This window comes from Acinetobacter sp. ANC_7588 (assembly GCF_056783995.1).
Genome location: NZ_JBWYIU010000006.1, coordinates 113,172 through 132,138, shown reverse-complemented (window position 1 = coordinate 132,138; position 18,967 = coordinate 113,172). Strand labels below are relative to the sequence as shown.

General features: G+C 41.0%; 13 protein-coding genes. 10 read left to right on the top strand and 3 right to left on the bottom strand.

Annotation, left to right across the window (positions count from 1 at the left end; all coding sequences use genetic code 11):
- Nucleotides 1–34 precede the first annotated feature (34 nt).
- From AC1M9J_RS07725 to AC1M9J_RS07680, 10 genes are all read left to right on the top strand, one after another.
- Nucleotides 35–1,120, top strand: coding sequence for a patatin-like phospholipase family protein (locus AC1M9J_RS07725; RefSeq protein WP_481952109.1), 1,086 nt, complete (start codon nucleotides 35–37; stop codon nucleotides 1,118–1,120).
- A 91-nt stretch (nucleotides 1,121–1,211) separates the two neighbouring features.
- The gene (hisIE, locus tag AC1M9J_RS07720) at nucleotides 1,212–1,994 is read left to right on the top strand and encodes a bifunctional phosphoribosyl-AMP cyclohydrolase/phosphoribosyl-ATP diphosphatase HisIE (RefSeq protein ID WP_092767251.1); all 783 of its coding nucleotides are present in this window, start codon (nucleotides 1,212–1,214) and stop codon (nucleotides 1,992–1,994) included.
- Between the two features lie 163 nt (nucleotides 1,995–2,157).
- Nucleotides 2,158–3,651, top strand: coding sequence for a UvrD-helicase domain-containing protein (locus tag AC1M9J_RS07715; RefSeq protein ID WP_481586744.1), 1,494 nt, complete (start codon nucleotides 2,158–2,160; stop codon nucleotides 3,649–3,651).
- A 27-nt stretch (nucleotides 3,652–3,678) separates the two neighbouring features.
- Complete coding sequence (locus AC1M9J_RS07710; protein ID WP_481591464.1) at nucleotides 3,679–5,046, top strand: ATP-binding protein; 1,368 nt, start codon at nucleotides 3,679–3,681, stop codon at nucleotides 5,044–5,046.
- Between the two features lie 314 nt (nucleotides 5,047–5,360).
- On the top strand, nucleotides 5,361–8,198 hold the full coding sequence (locus AC1M9J_RS07705) for a monovalent cation/H+ antiporter subunit A (protein ID WP_481952108.1): 2,838 nt from the start codon (nucleotides 5,361–5,363) through the stop codon (nucleotides 8,196–8,198).
- A 3-nt stretch (nucleotides 8,199–8,201) separates the two neighbouring features.
- On the top strand, nucleotides 8,202–8,567 hold the full coding sequence (locus tag AC1M9J_RS07700) for a Na+/H+ antiporter subunit C (RefSeq protein WP_092767259.1): 366 nt from the start codon (nucleotides 8,202–8,204) through the stop codon (nucleotides 8,565–8,567).
- On the top strand, nucleotides 8,567–10,378 hold the full coding sequence (locus AC1M9J_RS07695) for a monovalent cation/H+ antiporter subunit D (RefSeq protein ID WP_481596124.1): 1,812 nt from the start codon (nucleotides 8,567–8,569) through the stop codon (nucleotides 10,376–10,378). Before AC1M9J_RS07700 ends, AC1M9J_RS07695 begins: the two co-directional genes overlap by 1 nt.
- Complete coding sequence (locus AC1M9J_RS07690; protein ID WP_481596123.1) at nucleotides 10,379–10,903, top strand: Na+/H+ antiporter subunit E; 525 nt, start codon at nucleotides 10,379–10,381, stop codon at nucleotides 10,901–10,903. It abuts the gene before it with no gap.
- Nucleotides 10,900–11,175: a monovalent cation/H+ antiporter subunit F gene (locus tag AC1M9J_RS07685; protein WP_481596122.1), complete on the top strand. Its 276-nt coding sequence runs from the start codon at nucleotides 10,900–10,902 to the stop codon at nucleotides 11,173–11,175. The genes AC1M9J_RS07690 and AC1M9J_RS07685 overlap by 4 nt, the downstream gene beginning before the upstream one ends.
- Before the next feature lie 9 nt (nucleotides 11,176–11,184).
- Nucleotides 11,185–11,577, top strand: coding sequence for a Na+/H+ antiporter subunit G (locus AC1M9J_RS07680; RefSeq protein ID WP_481596121.1), 393 nt, complete (start codon nucleotides 11,185–11,187; stop codon nucleotides 11,575–11,577).
- A gap of 33 nt (nucleotides 11,578–11,610) precedes the next feature.
- On the opposite strand, the gene AC1M9J_RS07675 is transcribed toward AC1M9J_RS07680, so the two are convergent.
- The 3 genes from AC1M9J_RS07675 to gltB all read right to left on the bottom strand — a co-directional run bounded on the left by AC1M9J_RS07675 (nucleotide 11,611) and on the right by gltB (nucleotide 18,752).
- Nucleotides 11,611–12,501 (bottom strand): metal-dependent hydrolase, encoded by an 891-nt coding sequence (locus tag AC1M9J_RS07675; RefSeq protein WP_481589148.1) that lies wholly within the window; start codon nucleotides 12,499–12,501, stop codon nucleotides 11,611–11,613.
- A 281-nt stretch (nucleotides 12,502–12,782) separates the two neighbouring features.
- The gene (locus tag AC1M9J_RS07670) at nucleotides 12,783–14,204 is read right to left on the bottom strand and encodes an FAD-dependent oxidoreductase (RefSeq protein WP_481952107.1); all 1,422 of its coding nucleotides are present in this window, start codon (nucleotides 14,202–14,204) and stop codon (nucleotides 12,783–12,785) included.
- Between the two features lie 72 nt (nucleotides 14,205–14,276).
- Nucleotides 14,277–18,752 (bottom strand): glutamate synthase large subunit, encoded by a 4,476-nt coding sequence (gene gltB / locus AC1M9J_RS07665; protein ID WP_481610872.1) that lies wholly within the window; start codon nucleotides 18,750–18,752, stop codon nucleotides 14,277–14,279.
- Nucleotides 18,753–18,967 lie beyond the last annotated feature (215 nt).

Sequence of the window (18,967 nt, the reverse complement as noted above, 5' to 3'; positions counted from 1 at the left end):
CTACCTCAATAGGTTTTTAGTCGCTGAATTGCTTATGACACATATCCTCAAGAACACTCAACCTTGCTTGAATATTCATGTAGGTTATAAAGCAAAACAGGTCCTTGAAGAACAAGGTTTACAAGCCAGTGCGGTTGATTTTGTTCCTGGAGCAGCAGGTGGTCCTAAAGGTATTGGAATTCAAGGATTGGACCAAGCTGTTTTTGGTGAGTTCTTTGCTCAAGCACCGAAAAAGCGAACTTTAATAGGCTCATCCATTGGGAGTTGGCGTTTTGCAAGTATTGCAGCGCATGGTGCACAAGCAGGCACATCCAAATTAGCAGACTTATATACCCATCTTGAATTTCGACCTAAGATGAATATTCTTGAAGTTGGAGATGTCTGTCGCGGCATGCTTAAAGCCCTCCTTCAAGGTAAAACCAATCAAATTATTGATCATCCCGACTACCATCTGGCTATTTTGGCAGTAAAGTCATCGAAAAAATTTCAAAGTGATCACCCTCTTATGCTGGCCCGTGCAGTCGCTGGCATTATCGGTCTCAATACTTTTTCGAGAGCTAAAATTGGGCACTTCATGCAACGTACAATTGCCCAACCACACAACGCTTCACGACTTTCACTCATCAAAAATGAATTCGAACACCTTGATTATGCGTTGACTGAAAAAAATTTAGAAGATTGGTTAATGGCATCTGCATCCATTCCATTTTTGATGCCGGCGGTCAGAAATATCGAAGGTGCAGATGTCGCTGCTTATCGTGATGGCGGGCTAATCGATTATCATATTGATCTACCTTTACCGAGTCATGGGATTGTCCTCTACCCTCATTTTACAGATCAAATAACACCTGGTTGGTTCGATAAGTTCCTCAAAAAACGTAGATCTAATGCTGAATATCAAGCACGAACCGTATTGATTTCACCCTCTGAGTCTTATTTAAGATCGCTTCCTTTAGGACGTCTTCCTGATCGCAAAGATTTCACACTGAAAGGGCTTGATCAAAAAAAACGAATCGAGCTTTGGAAACAGTCTGTAGCTGAAAGTCAACGATTAGGGGATGCATTCCTAGAAATGATCCATAAGCAAAACTTTGAAGAATACATGCAAGATCTTAAATAAATTAATTTCTACTCTCCCCTACAAAGATTTATTCGCTTAAACTAATGACCTACAATTTTGTAGTGTCTCATTTAATTCTGGTGAAATCCTTATGAACAATACGCAATGGCTCGATGAAGTAAAATTTAACGAACAAGGTTTAATCCCTGCCATTGCTCAGCATCATCAAACAGGTCGAGTGTTGATGGTGGCTTGGATGAATCGTGAGTCTTTGGCACTTACAGCAGAAAAAAATCAAGCTGTTTACTACTCTCGTTCACGCAGCAAATTGTGGCATAAAGGCGAAGAATCAGGTCACTTCCAAACTGTGCATGAAATTCGTTTAGATTGTGATGCTGATGTGATCGTTCTTCAAATTGAGCAACATGGTGGCATTGCTTGCCATACGGGACGTGAATCATGTTTTTATCGCCGCTTAACATCAAACGGTTGGGAAATTGTAGACGCTCAATTGAAAGATCCGAACCAAATTTATGGCGAAAAGTCTGAGAATGCGCATAGTAAAGTGATGAATGCATCAACAGCTCAAGCTGAGCAAGTCGATGTATTACATTATCTTGGTCAAATGATGGCAGAACGTAAATCTGCAGATCCTGACTCTTCTTATGTGGCAAAGCTTTATCATAAAGGTCTCAATAAAATACTTGAAAAAATTGGTGAAGAAAGTTTTGAAACGGTAATAGCTGCTAAAGATTTCAAACAAGAAGCGACGCTGGATCACCAAAATGATTTAATTTATGAAGTTGCTGATGTTTGGTTCCATACCATAGTGATGCTGGGTTACTTCGATCTTGATATTCAACTCGTTTTAAATGAGCTTGCACGACGTCAGGGTCTGTCAGGACTTGTTGAAAAAGCAAATCGCACGCATTAATTTACTCTTTAAAGCCATGTTCAAACATGGCTTTTTTATTTAATTCGGCTTTTTAAGTCGCCGAAGACTCCCCATCCAAAAAGAAGAAGATTGAACTCTCCCCTTTGTAAATTCTTGCTATACTCACTGATCATTTTTAAAACCATTGAAGATTTATCAACCTGTGTCTGTCATTGTCAAACCTACCTTAGAACAAGAAATTGCGATTCAACAAGCGCAATCTGGTCAATCCTTCAAAGTGATTGCCTATGCAGGTACAGGTAAAACAACAACGCTTAAATTAGTCAGTGATGCGATGCAACAGCGTCGCGGTATGTATCTTGCCTTTAACAAAGCGATTGCCAGCGAGGCTCAACAAAAATTTCATCAGCGCGTGGATTGTCGTACATTCCACTCTTTAGCATTTCGAAGCGTTCCACGTGGAGTGACAGATAAACTTAGACTCCCACGCTTGAGCCCGAGCTTTATTGCCAAAGAATACCGTTTGCAACCCATCACATTACGCCGACTCATGGGGGGGCGTTACGAAAAATATGCGCTTATGCCTAGTCGTTTGGCGGGCTTAGTTGCTAATGCTGTTAGTTATTTCTGTTCAACAAGCTCGCAATATCCTGCACCCCGACATATTCAAGCACCAAGTTGGCTACATGCTGACGATATTGCGGTATTACAGCAACACCTCTATCCTGCAGTCGAACGTCGTTGGTTAGAATCAATCGACCCTAATCATCAGGCTGGCATTGGGCATGATATCTATCTCAAATTATGGGCTTTATCAGATCCTTTTATACCCGCAGACTATGTATTGTTTGATGAAGCACAGGATGCTGACCCACTCATGCTAGGGATTTTACTCAAGCAAAAAAGTACGCAAGTCATCTATGTCGGCGATGCACATCAACAAATTTATGCATGGCGTGGGGCAGTCAATGCGATGCAACAAATGCCTTTACCCGAATCGCGCCTAACCACTTCATTCCGTTTTGGTGATGATATCGCTGAAGTTGCTAATCACTTATTAGGCGCACTCAATGAGACTGTTCCGTTGATTGGCAACCCCGAACTCCAATCAAAAGTCGTCAACAAGCCTCATACCAAAATGCGAGATGCGATTTTGTGCCGTACTAACGCACGCGCAATGGAACTTTTACTCTCAGGATTAGTTCAAGGGGACAAAGTGAGCCTGCAAGCCGATCATGCGAAATTAAATCGCTTTGTTGACGCTGCAAGCTTACTTAAACAAGGTAAAAGAGTAACGGACGTTCCAGAGTTAGCTTGGTTTAACTCTTGGCATGATGTGCATGAATATTGTGAAACAAATGATGGTAGCGACATCAAGCCTTTGGTTAAATTGGTTGATGAACATGGTACAGATCCACTCAAACGAGCTCTTGCCAAAATCACACCCATTGAACAAGCGGACTATGTAATCTCAACCGCTCATAAAGCCAAAGGTTTAGAGTGGAATCGTGTGCATTTAGAAGATGATTACCAATTTAAAATTAATGGACTAGAACATAAAATTAGCGATGAAGAATTACGTTTACTTTATGTTGCATGTACACGAGCAAAAAGCAGCTTAAATATTCATCATATTTATGATTTAATACAACAACTCAAACTTAAATCCACGATTAAAACGAAAGCAACAGCATAATCCCCTACGATAAGTTGCAGGCAAAATATGAAAGTTCAATCTATTCAGTTACGTCACTGTTATCATTTTTCAGATATAAAAATTAAATTTGATCCAACTCAACGACCAATATCTATTATTTTAGGTGATCAGGCCTCTGGTAAAACTGCGATAATTAAAAATATTTATCAAGCTTTAACGTGGTTTGCTGCACGTGCCAAAGATTTAAGAACTGCTGGTGTAGTCATGCTTGATTCGGATATTAAGCACAAACACATTCAAGCCAAAATAGATATTTGTGTTCAATATCCCACGGATATTGGATCTATTGAACAGGCTGCGACCGTGCAAAACAATGAAGAGGGTTTGTGCGAATGGCAACTCTATAAAACATTAACCAGCAAAGGTGTAGGTCATAGTAAAGCGCTAACGACTCAATTAGAATCACTCGTTCATCTTTATCAACAAGCGATCAAACAAGATCCTGCTCAAGGCATGCCTATGGTGGCCTACTATCCTTCTGATCGCTTTATCAACGAAGTGAATTTGCTAAGCAAAAATAATCCTGCTGTATTACAAACACATGCAGCCTACGAACTTGCAGCACTACCTTATACAACATTTGCTCGGTTCTTCGAATGGTTTCGTGAAATTAGTGACATCGAAAATGCACGATTAGCACAAGTTTTTCAAAAAATTCAAACCAATCAAAAATTATCCTCTCATCATGACCAAGAGGATTTAGTTGCAAAATTATTGAATCTTGAAGCAGAGATGCAACTACCATCACTCAAAGCACTCAAGAAAGCCATCCAGACATTATTCCCGTCGATCAGTGACATTTATATTGAATACACGCCCAAGATCCAATTGATGCTGGTACAAAATGGTCAAGAAATTCCTTTTTCGCAATTATCTAATTCGTATCGTCAATGGTTGTGTTTAGTAGGTGATATTGTCAGACGACTTTGTCTCCTGAATCCTCATAGTATTGACCCATGCCTTGATGGTGAAGGCATTCTATTAATTGACAATATTGATGCTCAAGTGGATGAAGATTTTGTGCAAAACGTACTCAGCCGTTTGCATGAAGCATTCCCACAAATTCAAATTATCGCATCTGCATGCTCTGAATTGATTTTAAACAATGACGTAGATCTACAACATTTTAAATTAGAAAATCGAAAAGTTGTTGAAATAGAACAAAACCAAATCAGGGAACAATATGATGAACTATTTGCTCAACTCATGGCTAATGATTTACAAGATGGCCAAATCTCTGAAGTGAATCGAACTACTGATACGCTTGATGGCTTGCGTTTGTTTGAACACTTCAAAAATTTATCAGCGTCAGAAAAACAGCGCTTCATTGAGTATCTCCAAGCTGGTGACTTATCGAGTATTTCCTTACCCTAATTGATTGGAAATAGATGAATTAATCGGGTATGACTCACTCAATTTAAACAGAAATTTAAGCTTTTTTTCGCTATAATTCTGAATTGTGTAGCTAAAAAGTTTGATGTAATTTTATACATGTAATAAAATCTACTCATTCATTTTTTAATCAAAAAGTGTCTATTTCTTTGCATTAGCTTTCCAAGTTGCGCAACACAACTTGTTTTTGTTTTTAAAATTCGTTCGGCTTTCAAAGTTTAAGTAGTTGGATGACTCTTTGCCATCCTCAAGCTTTTGAAAGATAAAACTCATCATAGGTTCCGGCCTACAACTCTATGGATACGAGTGTGCTACCGATTATTATATTGTTACCATTAATACTTGGCACTTTTCTTGTCCTCTGGCTGCAAAAAATCTCTCGCGGGGCGACAGCATTAGGGGCAATTGGAGTCAGCTTAACAAGTTTTATCTTGTTGCTGACTCAAGCCAAAGACGTCTTTCAAGGTCAAGTCATCTCTGAACATTGGTCATGGTTACCACAGTTTGGTATCGACTTAAGCTTTAGACTTGATGCATTAGGCTTGATCTTCTCCCTCCTTATTACAGGGATTGGGACGCTCATTTATATTTATGCTTATTATTATTTAAATCATAAAAACTCTCTAAGTAAGCTATATTTCTTACTGATGCTGTTCATGGCCGCCATGCTCGGCATTTCACTTTCCAATAATTTACTTATTCTTCTTGTCTTTTGGGAAATGACCAGTATTTCGTCATTCCTTTTAGTGGGTTATTGGAGTAACTACGAAGCAGCACAGCGTGGCTCAAGAATGGCCTTAACCATCACGGGTATGGGTGGTTTAGCTATGCTCGGTGGTTTTATTCTCTTAGGTCAAATTACTGGCACATATCAAATTGATCAAATCCTCAATATGACGACGCAGATTCAATCGAGTCATTTATTTGTGCCAGCCTTGCTCCTTATTCTTTTAGGTGCATTCACCAAAAGTGCTCAATTTCCTTTCCATTTTTGGTTGCCAAATGCAATGGCTGCCCCAACACCCGTGTCAGCTTATTTGCATTCAGCGACAATGGTGAAAGCCGGAATTTTCTTACTGGCGCGCTTAATGCCGATCTTTGTTGGTTCTGCTTTGTATCATAACCTCGTCACATTCATTGGTTTATTTACCTTATGTATGGCCGCGTTCTTTGCCATTTTTAAGGAAGATCTGAAAGGTTTGCTTGCCTACTCCACCATTAGTCATTTAGGCTTGATCGTTTGCTTATTTGGGATTGGTTCACCACTCGCTGTGGCTGCAGCTATTTTTCATATCATTAACCATGCGACCTTTAAAGCAGCATTATTCATGATCGCTGGTATTATCGACCATGAAACAGGTACACGTGATTTACGAAAACTCAGTGGGGTATGGCAGTTACTTCCATTTACAGCGACTTTAACCATGATCACAGCAGCCTCAATGGCTGGTGTACCACTGACCAATGGATTCTTATCCAAAGAAATGTTCTTTACTGAACTATTAGCGAATCTCTCGGGTGGTGTAGGTATCTTCGCAGCAATTATTGCAACACTCGCAGGTCTGTTTGCTGTCGCGTATTCTGTTCGTTTAGTTCATGGCGTATTTTTTGATGGTGATTTAGGCAAAGCGATTCCAAATAAAGATGCGCATGAACCACCAATTGGTATGCGTGCACCTGCAATTTTATTAGCTACATTATGTATTGCAGTGGGTCTATTACCAGCGCTCTTAGTAGGCGATATCGTCAATGCTGGTGCACGAGCAAGCACCAACCTTCCAGCTTTTAAAGGCGTACATCTAGCAATCTGGCATGGCTTTAATGTGCCTTTATTGATGAGTGCGATTGCATTGATTGGCGGTATTATTTTTTATTTTAGTCTTGCGAAGAACAGTAGAATTCGTGACATTGACCTTGATCCAATACTTGGCAAACTTCAAGGTAAAGTCCTGTTTGATCTCTTTCTCAAACATTTGCTCTTAAATTCGCGAAAATTAAAAAGAGCAACAGAAACAGGTTCTCTACAAAACTATTTATTGTGGATATTAATTTTTGCTGTTGTTTTAGTCTCCATGCCTCTCATTGGTCAAGGTATTTATGCAGGTACACGCGAACTGACGCATGCACCATTGGTTGCAATCGTGCTTTGGTTATTACTGTTTTCAGCGTGCTGGATGATGCTTTGGTTTCACCATGAACGCATTAAAGCCGTTCTTATCAGTGGAGCAATCGGTCTTGTCGTGACGATGGTCTTTGTTACGATGTCAGCACCAGACCTGGCACTCACACAAATCACAGTCGATGTTGTCACAACTGTTTTACTTCTGATGAGTCTGTCCCTCTTACCACAACTTACGCCTTATGAATCTTCACGCACTCGTCGTTGGAGAGATGCGGTGATTGCAATCATCGGAGGCCTAGGAATCGGTTGGATCACTTGGATGATTCTAACGCGTGATCACAATTCAATCTCATGGTTCTTTGTTCAACAATCTCTACCGCTCGGTGGTGGTTCAAATATTGTGAACGTAATTTTAGTCGATTTCCGTGGATTTGATACCTTTGGTGAAATCACAGTACTGGGTATTGCTGCGATTGGGACACTGTGTTTAATGGATGGAATGCGTGCTCATGGTACGACCATTACACAAGGCTTAACCTATCGCTTTAATCCATCACCGTTGATGTTCCGAATGACCGCATCTTGGGTCCTTCCGATTGCCTTAGTCGTCAGCTTATATATTTTCTTACGCGGACATAATCTTCCAGGGGGTGGCTTTATCGCAGGTCTCATTACATCAATGGCGCTTGTGATTCAGTACATTGCACTAGGTCAAGATCACACTGAACAACTCTTACGAGCAAAGTCTGGGCGTCTTTATGAAATTTGGATTGGTACTGGCTTAACTATTGCTGGTCTGACTGGGGTCGCTGCGTGGTTCTGGGGTCGACCATTCCTGACCAGTGCTCATATTTATGTAGAGCCGATCATTCTCGGAAAAATGCATTTGCCATCTGCTGCAGCATTTGATGTTGGTGTCTATGTCACAGTCGTTGGTGCAACAATGCTCATGATTTCCGTTTTAGGCGACTCACGCAACTCAAGCATCACCGGCCCTGTACCGAAGGAGTAAAGAATGATTAGTTTAGAATTTTTACTCGCCTCCGCTATTGGATTATTGGTTGCCACTGGTATTTATCTGATTTTACGTGCCCGCACTTTCCCTGTGGTACTAGGCTTGGCCATGATAGGGTATGCAGTCAATTTATTTCTCTTCGCAATGGGCCGGATTCAATTAAATTCACCTGCGATTTTAACCAATGCCACTCAAGTTACAGATCCATTACCTCAAGCACTTGTATTAACGGCAATTGTAATCGGTTTTGCCACAACTGCTTTTATCGTGCAACTAGCATTGAGAAGTCGTTATGAATCGGGTACTGATCATGTTGACTCTAAAGAAGAAATAATCAATACAGACCCAAGAGAGGATGAGCCTTAATGATGAATTTTTATGATTTATGGCTCACCCACTCGCCAATTTTAAGTATTTTAATTCCGACATTTACTGCATTTATTTTAGTGCTATTGGGTAATCCAGGTTCAGGATCTTTAGCGCATGACTGGCGTCAACCTTGGCGTCGTGGAATCAGTTTAACATCGGTTTTTCTTGGTTTAGCGACTGCAATCATTTACTTAATTCAGGCGAACTCTGGTCAGATCTATGTTTATAGTTTAAGCGAGTGGTCAGCTCCTTTTGGCATTGTACTTGTACTAGATCGTTTGGCAGCCTTTATGCTCGTGCTCACCTATGCTCTTGCGACACCAATTATTTGGTTTGCAAGTAAAGAATGGGATGAACGTGGACGCTATTTCCATGCAATGAGCCATTTTTTACTCATGGGATTATGTGGTGCATTTCTAACAGGCGACTTATTTAACTTGTTTGTTTTCTTTGAAGTGCTGTTGATGGCTTCATATGTATTGCTTCTACATGGTCAAGGCAAAGCACGTTTCCAACTTGGTATTCACTATGTAACGATCAACCTATTAGCGTCTGCATTCTTTTTGATTGGCTTAGGGATGATTTATGGTAATACTGGTAGCCTGAATATGGCTGATGTGGGTCGAATTGTACGTACACTTGAAGGTGATCAGTACAATATGGCAGTTGCAGGCGGATTAATGCTGTTTGTAGTCTTTGGTATCAAGGCTGCAATCCTCCCTGTCGGACTATGGCTACCTAAAACTTATGCCGTCGCCACGACCCCTGTAGCCGCATTATTCACCATCATGACCAAAGTGGGTATCTATGCCATTTTACGTGTGAATGGAACCGTATTCACCGATGAGCTTTCGCGAGAAATTCTCAGCACTTGGCTGCTTCCAATTGGTTTAATTACGACTATTTATGGTGTAATTGGAGCGATTGGTGCAGAGCGAATGCGTCGTTTTGTTGGTTTCATGATCCTATCGTCTATAGGAACGATTGCAATCGCCCTTTCTCTGATGACTGCAGATGCTTGGGCTGCAGCGCTATATTACCTCGTGCATAGTACGATTATTGCCGCTGCATTCTACTTGCTATGCGGTTGGATTACTTCGCAGCGTGGTGCATTCAAAGATCATCTAAAAATCGCACCAATCATGAAACAGCAGACGCTAGTTTCGATTTGCTTCTTCATTATTGCACTCATGATGGCAGGGCTTCCACCCTTCAGTGGATTCTTTGGAAAAGTATTTATCCTTCAAGCGGCCTCTGTATCTAGCTATCAATTGCTCATTATTATTGTCATTCTGATTGTGAGCTTGCTTAGTATCATTGCTTTTACGCGCTTAGGATTTGTCATTTTCTGGCGTTCTACAACTCCTGAAAACAATCCTAAAGAAGAAGCATATTTGGAATATCAAAAATTACCAAATCAGGCACCACCTCGTAATCACACCACGATTTATATTTTCCTGATTGGCCTTATTGCTTATGTAGCTTTCGCAAATCCAATTACTCAGTATATTCAATATACCGCAGTCCAACTGAATGATTCTGAGCAATATATTGCAGCTGTCCTGAAAAAAGATGAACAAGGCAAAGTGATTAGTGTGCAACCATTTGATCCAAATTATCTGCCAGAAACAAAATATGGCGGGGAATCTGCAGACCAAAATGCGCATTATATTCCACATATCGTAAGCGAGAAGGCACTCGAAGGAGAACATATATCTGAGTACAAGCAACGTCAAATTAAAGAGCAAGAATTGAATCAGCTTCAGCCTGAAGAAGTTCAATCTAAACTTCAACCGATGGAGCAATAAATGAAACAACAAAGTTCTCTACTCGATCGAGTTTTCCCGCATCCTTTTGTTTCTGTGATTGTGGGAATAAGTTGGCTAATGCTGGCACAAAGCGCTCAGTTTTTTGATATTTTAGTTGCCATTGTGATTGGTTTAGTCATCCCAAAATTGGTACAACCTTTTATCGTTCGCACACCCAATATTCATTGGGATTTAGCGTGCAAATTAATTTTGGTCGTACTTTGGGACATTATCATCAGTAATATCCGTGTCGCTAAGCAAGTGCTTGGACCAACTGACCGTCTTCATCCCAAGTGGTATCGTGTTCCATTAGATACTGATCATGATCAGGTCAACAGCTTATTGGCAATGATCATTACGACTACACCTGGCACAGTAAGTGCTGGAATCGACCAAGAACGCGGTGACATTTTGGTTCATTCAATTAACTCAGATGATCCCGAAGCTGATATTTTGGAAATCAAACAACGCTATGAAGTACCACTTATGGCGATTTTCCATGTGAAACAAGGAGATTCAGCATGACGATCTTACTTTATGCATTGGGAATTAGTTTGATTGGAATTACGATTTCAATGCTGCTCTGCTTAATACGTTTAGTCATTGGTCCTTCTATGGTAGATCGACTACTCGCACTAGATACTTTATTTCTGAATGCAACCTGCTTGGTCGTGGTACTTGGAATTTTTTGGGCAAGTACTTCATTGTTCGAAGGTGCATTGTTGGTGGCAATGCTTGGATTCGTATCCACAGCAGCATTGGCTCGTTATTTTACGACAGGCCATGTGGTGGACTAGGAGAACAATATGAATACTCAGCTCATCATGGAAATCTTAGTTTCATTCTTCCTTCTTACGGGTGCCTTCTTTACCCTTGTAGGTGGAATTGGAATCGTAAAGTTACCCGATCTGTTCATGCGTCTGCATGCCCCTACAAAGTCGAGCACACTAGGCTTAGGTAGTTTTTTAATAGCAGCTATGATTTATTCAGCTTTTCATAGTCGCTTTGGGTTTGCTGAACTACTGATTACATTACTTGCCTTTATTACGGCGCCTGTATCGGCAAATTTAATTGCACAAGCTGCATTACATTTACGTTTACGCTCTACATCAGGCGATGTCCCCGAAGCACTAGACCGCCCTCTCCCTTGGCAGCGCCAAAGAAGAATGCGTCAGTTTAATCAAGACTCATCTAAGTAATAAAAAAACCTAGCTTTCGCTAGGTTTTTTTTGTTAGCTATATAGTACAGGTTGGGGATGCTCTTGGAAGCCTTCCACTTGATATTCTTCAGCTAATTTTGCCTTCCAATGATTCACGATATCCGTATAGTCAATTTCAGAAGGATGAAAATCTTCTTTGTAATATGATAAATATTCTGGAATTAGCTCGATCATCATTTTAGAAATCAGGTAAATACCATATAAGTTTCCACTGACCTTCGGTAAGCTTTTTCGACGATCTTGCCAAAATAATCGAGTCGCTGAATAAAATGTAAGACTCGCGAAACCTGTGGTTACGCTACGCATAATATTGCGGCGCACTTTGGTATCTTTGTATACCGCTTGATAGACATCAAATGCAACTGCTCGATGTTCAATTTCTTCAATAGCATGCCACACCCAAAGCTTAGTTGCATCTTCATCTAAGGTCGACAGGACTTCAGGATGACGAAGAATATAACCACCCAATAACGCTGTAAAATGCTCAAAAGCACAGGTAATTGCTAACTGCAATTTTGGATGGGTAGTACGAATAAATTCATCGCGTCGCGCTAACCATGCTTGAAAGTTGTCAAGTTGATAATCATCACGGCGCCAAGCGTCATTAAATTCCGCATGTGCTTTTGAATGCATCGCTTCTTGACCAATAAATGCTGCAATCTGCGCTTGTAATTTTTCATCTTTCACTTTATCTCGTACATTACGAACACTATGAACAAAGAATTGTTCACCAATTGGAAAGGTAGAAGAAAGTGCCGTTAACAAGTGTGACATGACAGGAGAATTCGCGAAAAAATGGCGTCGTATGGCTTTAGGATTATAATTTAAACGTCGTACGGTAATCCCAATCGCTTTTGGACGATTTAAATAAGATTTATCTTTGGCGATTTGTGTAGTTGTCATTTTAGAGCCTATATGGATATAGCATTTCTTATTCATACTGTCAGAATAAATCAGATTTAATATTGCAAAAATAACCACACAGACAAATAAATTATATTTTTTGCCAATAAAGTCGCAAATTAAATTACAACTCCATTCTCTTTTTTAATTTAATTACATGATTCTTAAGATAGTTCTTGAATTGGATACTTTTGAATATTCAACAAGAGATTGTCAAACAAGTCATGCATATAAATGAAAAATCCTACCGAAGTAGGATTTTTTGTAAGGCATGTTTTCGTTTAAACATCAAGATAATCTAAAATACCTTCAGCAGCCTGACGTCCTTCCCAAATCGCAGTTACGACCAAGTCAGAACCACGCACCATATCTCCACCGGCAAAGATTTTCGGATTAGAAGTTTGGAACTTGTATTGTTGATGCTCAGGAGCAACGACACGACCTGAACCATCTAAATTAATACTTACATCATTAAACCATTCTGCAGGGCTTGTACGGAAACCAAAGGCCAACAGCACTGCATCAGCAGGTAAGATTTCCTCTGAACCTGGGATCGGTTCAGGACTGCGACGACCACGACTATCAGGCTCACTGAGTTGAGTCGTCACAAATTTAACACCTGTGACCTTTCCATTCTCACCCACGATTTCGATCGGCTGACGATTGAACTGAAATTCAACACCTTCTTCTCGCGCATTTTTAACTTCACGGCGTGAACCTGGCATGTTTTCTTCATCGCGGCGGTATGCACAAGTGACAGATGTTGCACCTTGGCGGATTGAAGTACGGTTACAGTCCATAGCAGTATCACCGCCACCGAGTACAATAACTTTCTTACCTTCCACACTGATAAATTCTGAAGGATCTTTCTCCCAACCTTGGCAACGATTCACATTGGCAATTAAGAAATCAAGCGCATCATAAACACCTTCCAAATCTTCACCTGCGAAACCACCTTTCATGTATGTGTATGTTCCCATACCCATGAAGACAGCGTCAAAATCAGCAAGCAATTGATCAATAGTGATGTCTGTGCCAATTTCTGTATTTAAACGGAATTCAATCCCCATGCCTGTAAAGATTTCACGACGACGTTTCATCACGTCCTTTTCCATCTTAAATTCAGGAATACCAAAGGTCAGCAAACCACCAATTTCTGGGCGCTTATCAAATACGACAGGTTTAACACCATTGCGCACCAAAATGTCCGCACAACCTAGACCTGCAGGGCCTGCACCAATAATCGCGACTTTTTTATCTGTCCATTTGACATGAGACATGTCAGGACGCCAGCCTAATGCAAATGCCGTATCATTAATATACTTTTCAGCATTTCCAATGGTCACCGCACCAAACCCATCATTTAGTGTACATGCACCTTCACACAAACGGTCTTGAGGACAAACTCGACCACACACCTCCGGTAGAGTATTGGTTTGGTGGCAAAGCTCTGCTGCTTGAAAAATACGACCTTCAGCAATCAGTTTTAACCAGTTTGGAATATAGTTATGTACTGGACATTTCCATTCACAGTAAGGGTTACCACAACCTAAACAGCGATGTGTTTGGTTTTTCGCAACTTCAGCTGTAAAGGGTTTATAAATTTCCACAAACTCAGCTTTGCGGACGTTGAGATCTTTTTTCTCTGGATCTTGGCGTGCGACATCCAGGAATTGAAAGTCATTATTAAGGCGTTCTGCCATGTCTCTCTCCGTGGGTAAATGCAGTCTATTGTTAGTTCAGCTGCATCTGCCTATATATCTGCAGTAGTGGAATTATTGAGGATCAGCTTGAGTTGTTTTTAATAAAGTCTGCAAGTTTGCAGCTTTTGGTTTCACCAACCAGAATTTACGGCTGTAGAAATCAAACTCGTTACGGATCTTGTACGCCCAAGCACTACCAGTTTCCTTAATATGCTCATCTAAAATGCGGCTTAAGAACTCTTTATGTTCTTCCATTGATTCGGTCGAAATACGATTAAGCTCGATCAACTCGTGGTTATAATGATCAACAAAGTCATTATCTAAATCAAGTACATAAGCAAAACCACCTGTCATACCTGCACCGAAGTTATGACCAACTTTACCCAGTACCGTCACAATACCACCTGTCATGTATTCACAACAGTGATCTCCAGCACCCTCAATCACCGCGAACGCACCTGAGTTACGAACAGCAAAACGTTCACCAGCTGTACCTGCAGCAAATAATTTACCGCCTGTTGCACCATATAAACATGTGTTACCAATGATCGCTGTTTCTTGTGTTTGGAATGGAGAACCCTTCGGTGGGAAAATTGAGATACGACCACCCGCCATACCTTTACCCACATAGTCATTCGCATCACCCTCAAGCTTGATATGCAGGCCACCCGCATTCCATACACCAAGTGATTGTCCAGCAGTACCTGTCAAATTCACTTTAACAGGGTGTGCTTCCATACTTAAGTTACCATAGCGACGAGCGATCTCACCTGAAACACGTGCCCCAATAGAACGGTCACAGTTACCAATGCTAAAACTGTATTCACCACCTGTACCAGCTTCAATCGCAGGCAATATTTCTGCGATCATAGACTCAGCCAAAACACCTTTATCAAATGGTGCATTTCCTTCGACTTCGCAATATTGAGCTTTGCCTTCAGCAGCTGGATGTGATTCAAGTAAAGCACTTAAATCTAGGTGAGCATGCTTATCTGTTTCACCAGGTAGCATTTCTAGTAAATCGGTACGACCAATCAAGTCTTTCAAACTTGATACACCTAATGCAGCCAACCACTCACGTGTTTCTTCAGCAATAAAGGTGAAGAAGTTAATGAGCATTTGTGGTTCACCGATATAGTGCTCTTGACGCAAATGATCTTGCTGAGTCGCTACACCAGTCGCACAGTTATTTAAGTGGCAGATACGGAGGTATTTACAACCCAACGCAATCATTGGTGTAGAACCAAAACCGAAGCTTTCCGCACCTAAAATAGCTGCTTTCACGACATCTAGACCCGTTTTTAAACCACCATCCGTTTGAACGCGAACTTTACCACGCAAATCATTTACACGAAGGGCTTGATGCGCTTCAGAAAGACCAAGCTCCCATGGCGAACCCGCATGATGAATCGAAGACAATGGCGATGCTGCTGTACCACCGTCATAACCAGAGATGGTAATAAAGTCAGCATAGGCTTTTGCAACACCCGCAGCAATCGTACCCACACCTGGCTCAGATACCAGTTTTACAGAGACCATCGCTTGAGGGTTAACTTGTTTTAAATCAAAAATTAACTGCGATAAATCTTCGATTGAATAAATATCGTGGTGCGGTGGTGGAGAAATTAATGTCACACCCGGTACAGAATAGCGTAAACGTGCAATTAAGCCATTCACTTTACCACCTGGCAACTGACCACCTTCACCCGGTTTTGCACCTTGTGCCACTTTAATTTGCAGTACTTCTGCAGAAGTTAAGTAAGCAGGCGTTACACCAAAACGACCTGATGCGATTTGTTTGATTTTTGAGTTCCGGATTGTGCCGTAACGCGCTGGATCTTCACCACCCTCACCTGAGTTCGAACGACCACCAATTGTATTCATTGCAATGGCAATCGCTTCATGTGCTTCTGGTGATAATGCCCCTAAAGACATCCCTGCAGAGTCAAAACGCGGAAGAATCGCTTCTACAGATTCAACTTGATCCAGTGGAATTGAATTTTCTGTTTTGAGTTTAAATAAATCACGAATGGTTGCCACTGGACGATTATTTACAAGCTCAGCATATTCTTTGAAATCTTCATATTTCCCAGAACGTACAGATTTATGTAGAGCATTAATTACATCAGGATTAAAAGCGTGATATTCCTTATCAAATACAAATTTCAGCAAACCACCTTGCTCAATTGGCTTACGTGATTTCCAAGCGGTTTCTGCTAATTTTTTCAAATCATTTTCAAGATCAACAAAAGTAGCACCTTTAATACGGCTTGGAACACCTGTGAAGCATTTATTAACAACTTCTTCAGATAAACCGACAGCTTCAAATAACTGCCCACCACGATATGAAGCAACAGTCGAAATACCCATTTTTGAAAGGACTTTCAGCAATCCTTTTTCAATCCCTTTACGGAAATTCGCTTGTGCATGAATCGGATCACCTAACAACTCACCTTTCGCAATTAAATCATTAATGACGTCATATGCAAGATATGGGTAAATTGCTGTTGCGCCAAAGCCAAGCATTACGGCAAACTGGTGTGGATCACGCGCTAAAGCTGTTTCAACAATAATGTTTGCATCTGTACGTAAACCTGCATGGATGAGGTAATGGTGGATAGCACCCGTTACCATCGCTGCATTGGCTGGTAAGAACCCTTCACGGATTTTCTTATCGGAAATCACCAATAGGGTTTTGCCATCACGAATTGCTTGCGCTGCTTCTTCACAAATACGTGTAATCGCGGCTTCTAGACCTTCAGTCTCTGCATAGTTTAGATCAATATCTGTAATCTCATAGCCCTTACGACCTAAAGTGCGAATTTGATGCATTTTAGAGTTTGACAGTACAGGACTTGAAATAATTAATCGATCCGCATGCTCTGGACCTTGTTCAAATACATTTTGTTCACGACCCAAACATGTTTCTAAAGACATTACGATCGATTCACGTAATGGATCGATTGGTGGGTTAGTTACTTGAGCAAACTGTTGACGGAAGTAATCTGTTACATGGCGTACTTGACGAGACAATACTGCCATCGGCGTATCATCGCCCATCGAACCTACTGCTTCTTGACCACTTTCAGCGATTGGACGTAATAACTGATCTCGCTCTTCAAATGTCACCATAAACATTTTTTGCGCTGCTTTTAAAGCATCGCCTTTTAAGCCTTGATCACATAGATATTCTTCTAACTCAGGGCTGCCTTGGATACGCACTGAATTTTCACGCAACCATTGACGATAAGGACGCATTTTTTTCAGATGATTACTGACGTCTTTAGTATCCAGCAATTTACCAGTGAAAGTGTCAATGACTAAGATCTGACCTGGTCCAACACGACCTTTAGAGACCACATCTTCTGGTTCATAACCCCAGACACCAATTTCTGATGCAAGTGTGATGTAACCATTTTTAGTAATTACCCAACGTGCAGGACGTAAGCCATTACGGTCAAGCATACAAATCGCATGACGACCATCTTGAATCACAAGACCTGCTGGCCCGTCCCATGCTTCCATATGTTTAGAGTTGAACTCATAGAATGCACGTAAATCAGCATCTAAAGTTTCAACGTTTTGCCATGCTGGTGGAACGAGCATGCGTAGTGCACGGAATAAATCCATACCTCCACCAACCAAGATCTCGAGCATGTTGTCTAAACTTGAAGAGTCAGAGCCAGTACGGTTTACGATTGGGTTGAGCTCAGTTAAACCAGGTAAGAGCGGGTTTTCAAACTTTGGTGTACGTGCCATCGCCCAGTTACGGTTTGCTGTAATGGTATTAATTTCACCATTGTGCGCTAAGTAACGGAAAGGTTGTGCCAATGGCCAACGTGGCAATGTATTGGTTGAGAAACGCTGATGGAACACTACAATGTGTGATTCCAAACGTGGATCAGCCAAATCTGTATAAAAATCTGCAATCGCTTCAGGCATCATTAAGCCTTTATAAGAGATCACAGTTGAACAAAGTGTTGTAACGTAGAATGAACTATCTTGACTTAATTTTTGTTCAGCACGACGTCGAGCCAAGAATAACTTACGGTTAAACTCAACTTCTTCAACACCCATTGGACAGTTAACAATTACTTGTTCAAATGCTGGCAAAGACTGCATCGCAATTGAGCCTAATGCTTCATTATTGGTTGGCACTAAGCGCCATGCAATTACACGCAAACCTTCTGATTCAATTTCTTTAGTCAGCACTTGTTTTGCATGTGCAGCAATTGCAGGATCTAGGCTAAGAAAAACTGTACCTACTGCAAAAATTTCACTGAGTGTAATATCACTTAAACGTTTTGCTTCTTCACGGAAGAATTGCTTAGGCATAGCCAACAGTAGACCACATCCATCACCCGTCTTACCATCTGCAGCAATACCACCGCGGTGCGTCATACAACTTAAACTATGAATCGCGGTCTTGACCAAGTCATGACTCGCATCACCTTGCATATGGGCGATTAATCCGAAACCACAGTTATCTTTAAACTCATCCGGTTGGTATAGACCTTTAGCGGGAGCTACAGTATTAGGCGATGGCATGTGCATAGCGTACCCTTCATCAACATGGCCCTCATTGGGCAAAACTTATCTATTCTTCAAATACGATTTCTTTATAAAACAAAGACATGATTCTGTATGTCTTTCGTTATTGAACGTCTTTTCTGATTTAATTTCACAAATGTACGAGACGATTTGCACTCATTTAAAGCAGATCAATTTGACTAAATCGCACACTAAATTAAGGTCTTCGCTCC

Excerpts from the sequence above, each read along its gene's own strand:
- AC1M9J_RS07670 (WP_481952107.1), bottom strand. The coding sequence starts at position 14,204 with ATGGCAGAACGCCTTAATAATGACTTTCAATTCCTGGATGTCGCACGC.
- gltB (WP_481610872.1), bottom strand. The coding sequence starts at position 18,752 with ATGCCATCGCCTAATACTGTAGCTCCCGCTAAAGGTCTATACCAACCG.
- AC1M9J_RS07700 (WP_092767259.1), top strand. The coding sequence starts at position 8,202 with ATGATTAGTTTAGAATTTTTACTCGCCTCCGCTATTGGATTATTGGTT.
- AC1M9J_RS07705 (WP_481952108.1), top strand. The coding sequence starts at position 5,361 with ATGGATACGAGTGTGCTACCGATTATTATATTGTTACCATTAATACTT.
- AC1M9J_RS07680 (WP_481596121.1), top strand. The coding sequence starts at position 11,185 with ATGAATACTCAGCTCATCATGGAAATCTTAGTTTCATTCTTCCTTCTT.
- AC1M9J_RS07695 (WP_481596124.1), top strand. The coding sequence starts at position 8,567 with ATGATGAATTTTTATGATTTATGGCTCACCCACTCGCCAATTTTAAGT.
- AC1M9J_RS07690 (WP_481596123.1), top strand. The coding sequence starts at position 10,379 with ATGAAACAACAAAGTTCTCTACTCGATCGAGTTTTCCCGCATCCTTTT.
- hisIE (WP_092767251.1), top strand. The coding sequence starts at position 1,212 with ATGAACAATACGCAATGGCTCGATGAAGTAAAATTTAACGAACAAGGT.
- AC1M9J_RS07675 (WP_481589148.1), bottom strand. The coding sequence starts at position 12,501 with ATGACAACTACACAAATCGCCAAAGATAAATCTTATTTAAATCGTCCA.
- AC1M9J_RS07710 (WP_481591464.1), top strand. The coding sequence starts at position 3,679 with ATGAAAGTTCAATCTATTCAGTTACGTCACTGTTATCATTTTTCAGAT.
- AC1M9J_RS07685 (WP_481596122.1), top strand. The coding sequence starts at position 10,900 with ATGACGATCTTACTTTATGCATTGGGAATTAGTTTGATTGGAATTACG.
- AC1M9J_RS07725 (WP_481952109.1), top strand. The coding sequence starts at position 35 with ATGACACATATCCTCAAGAACACTCAACCTTGCTTGAATATTCATGTA.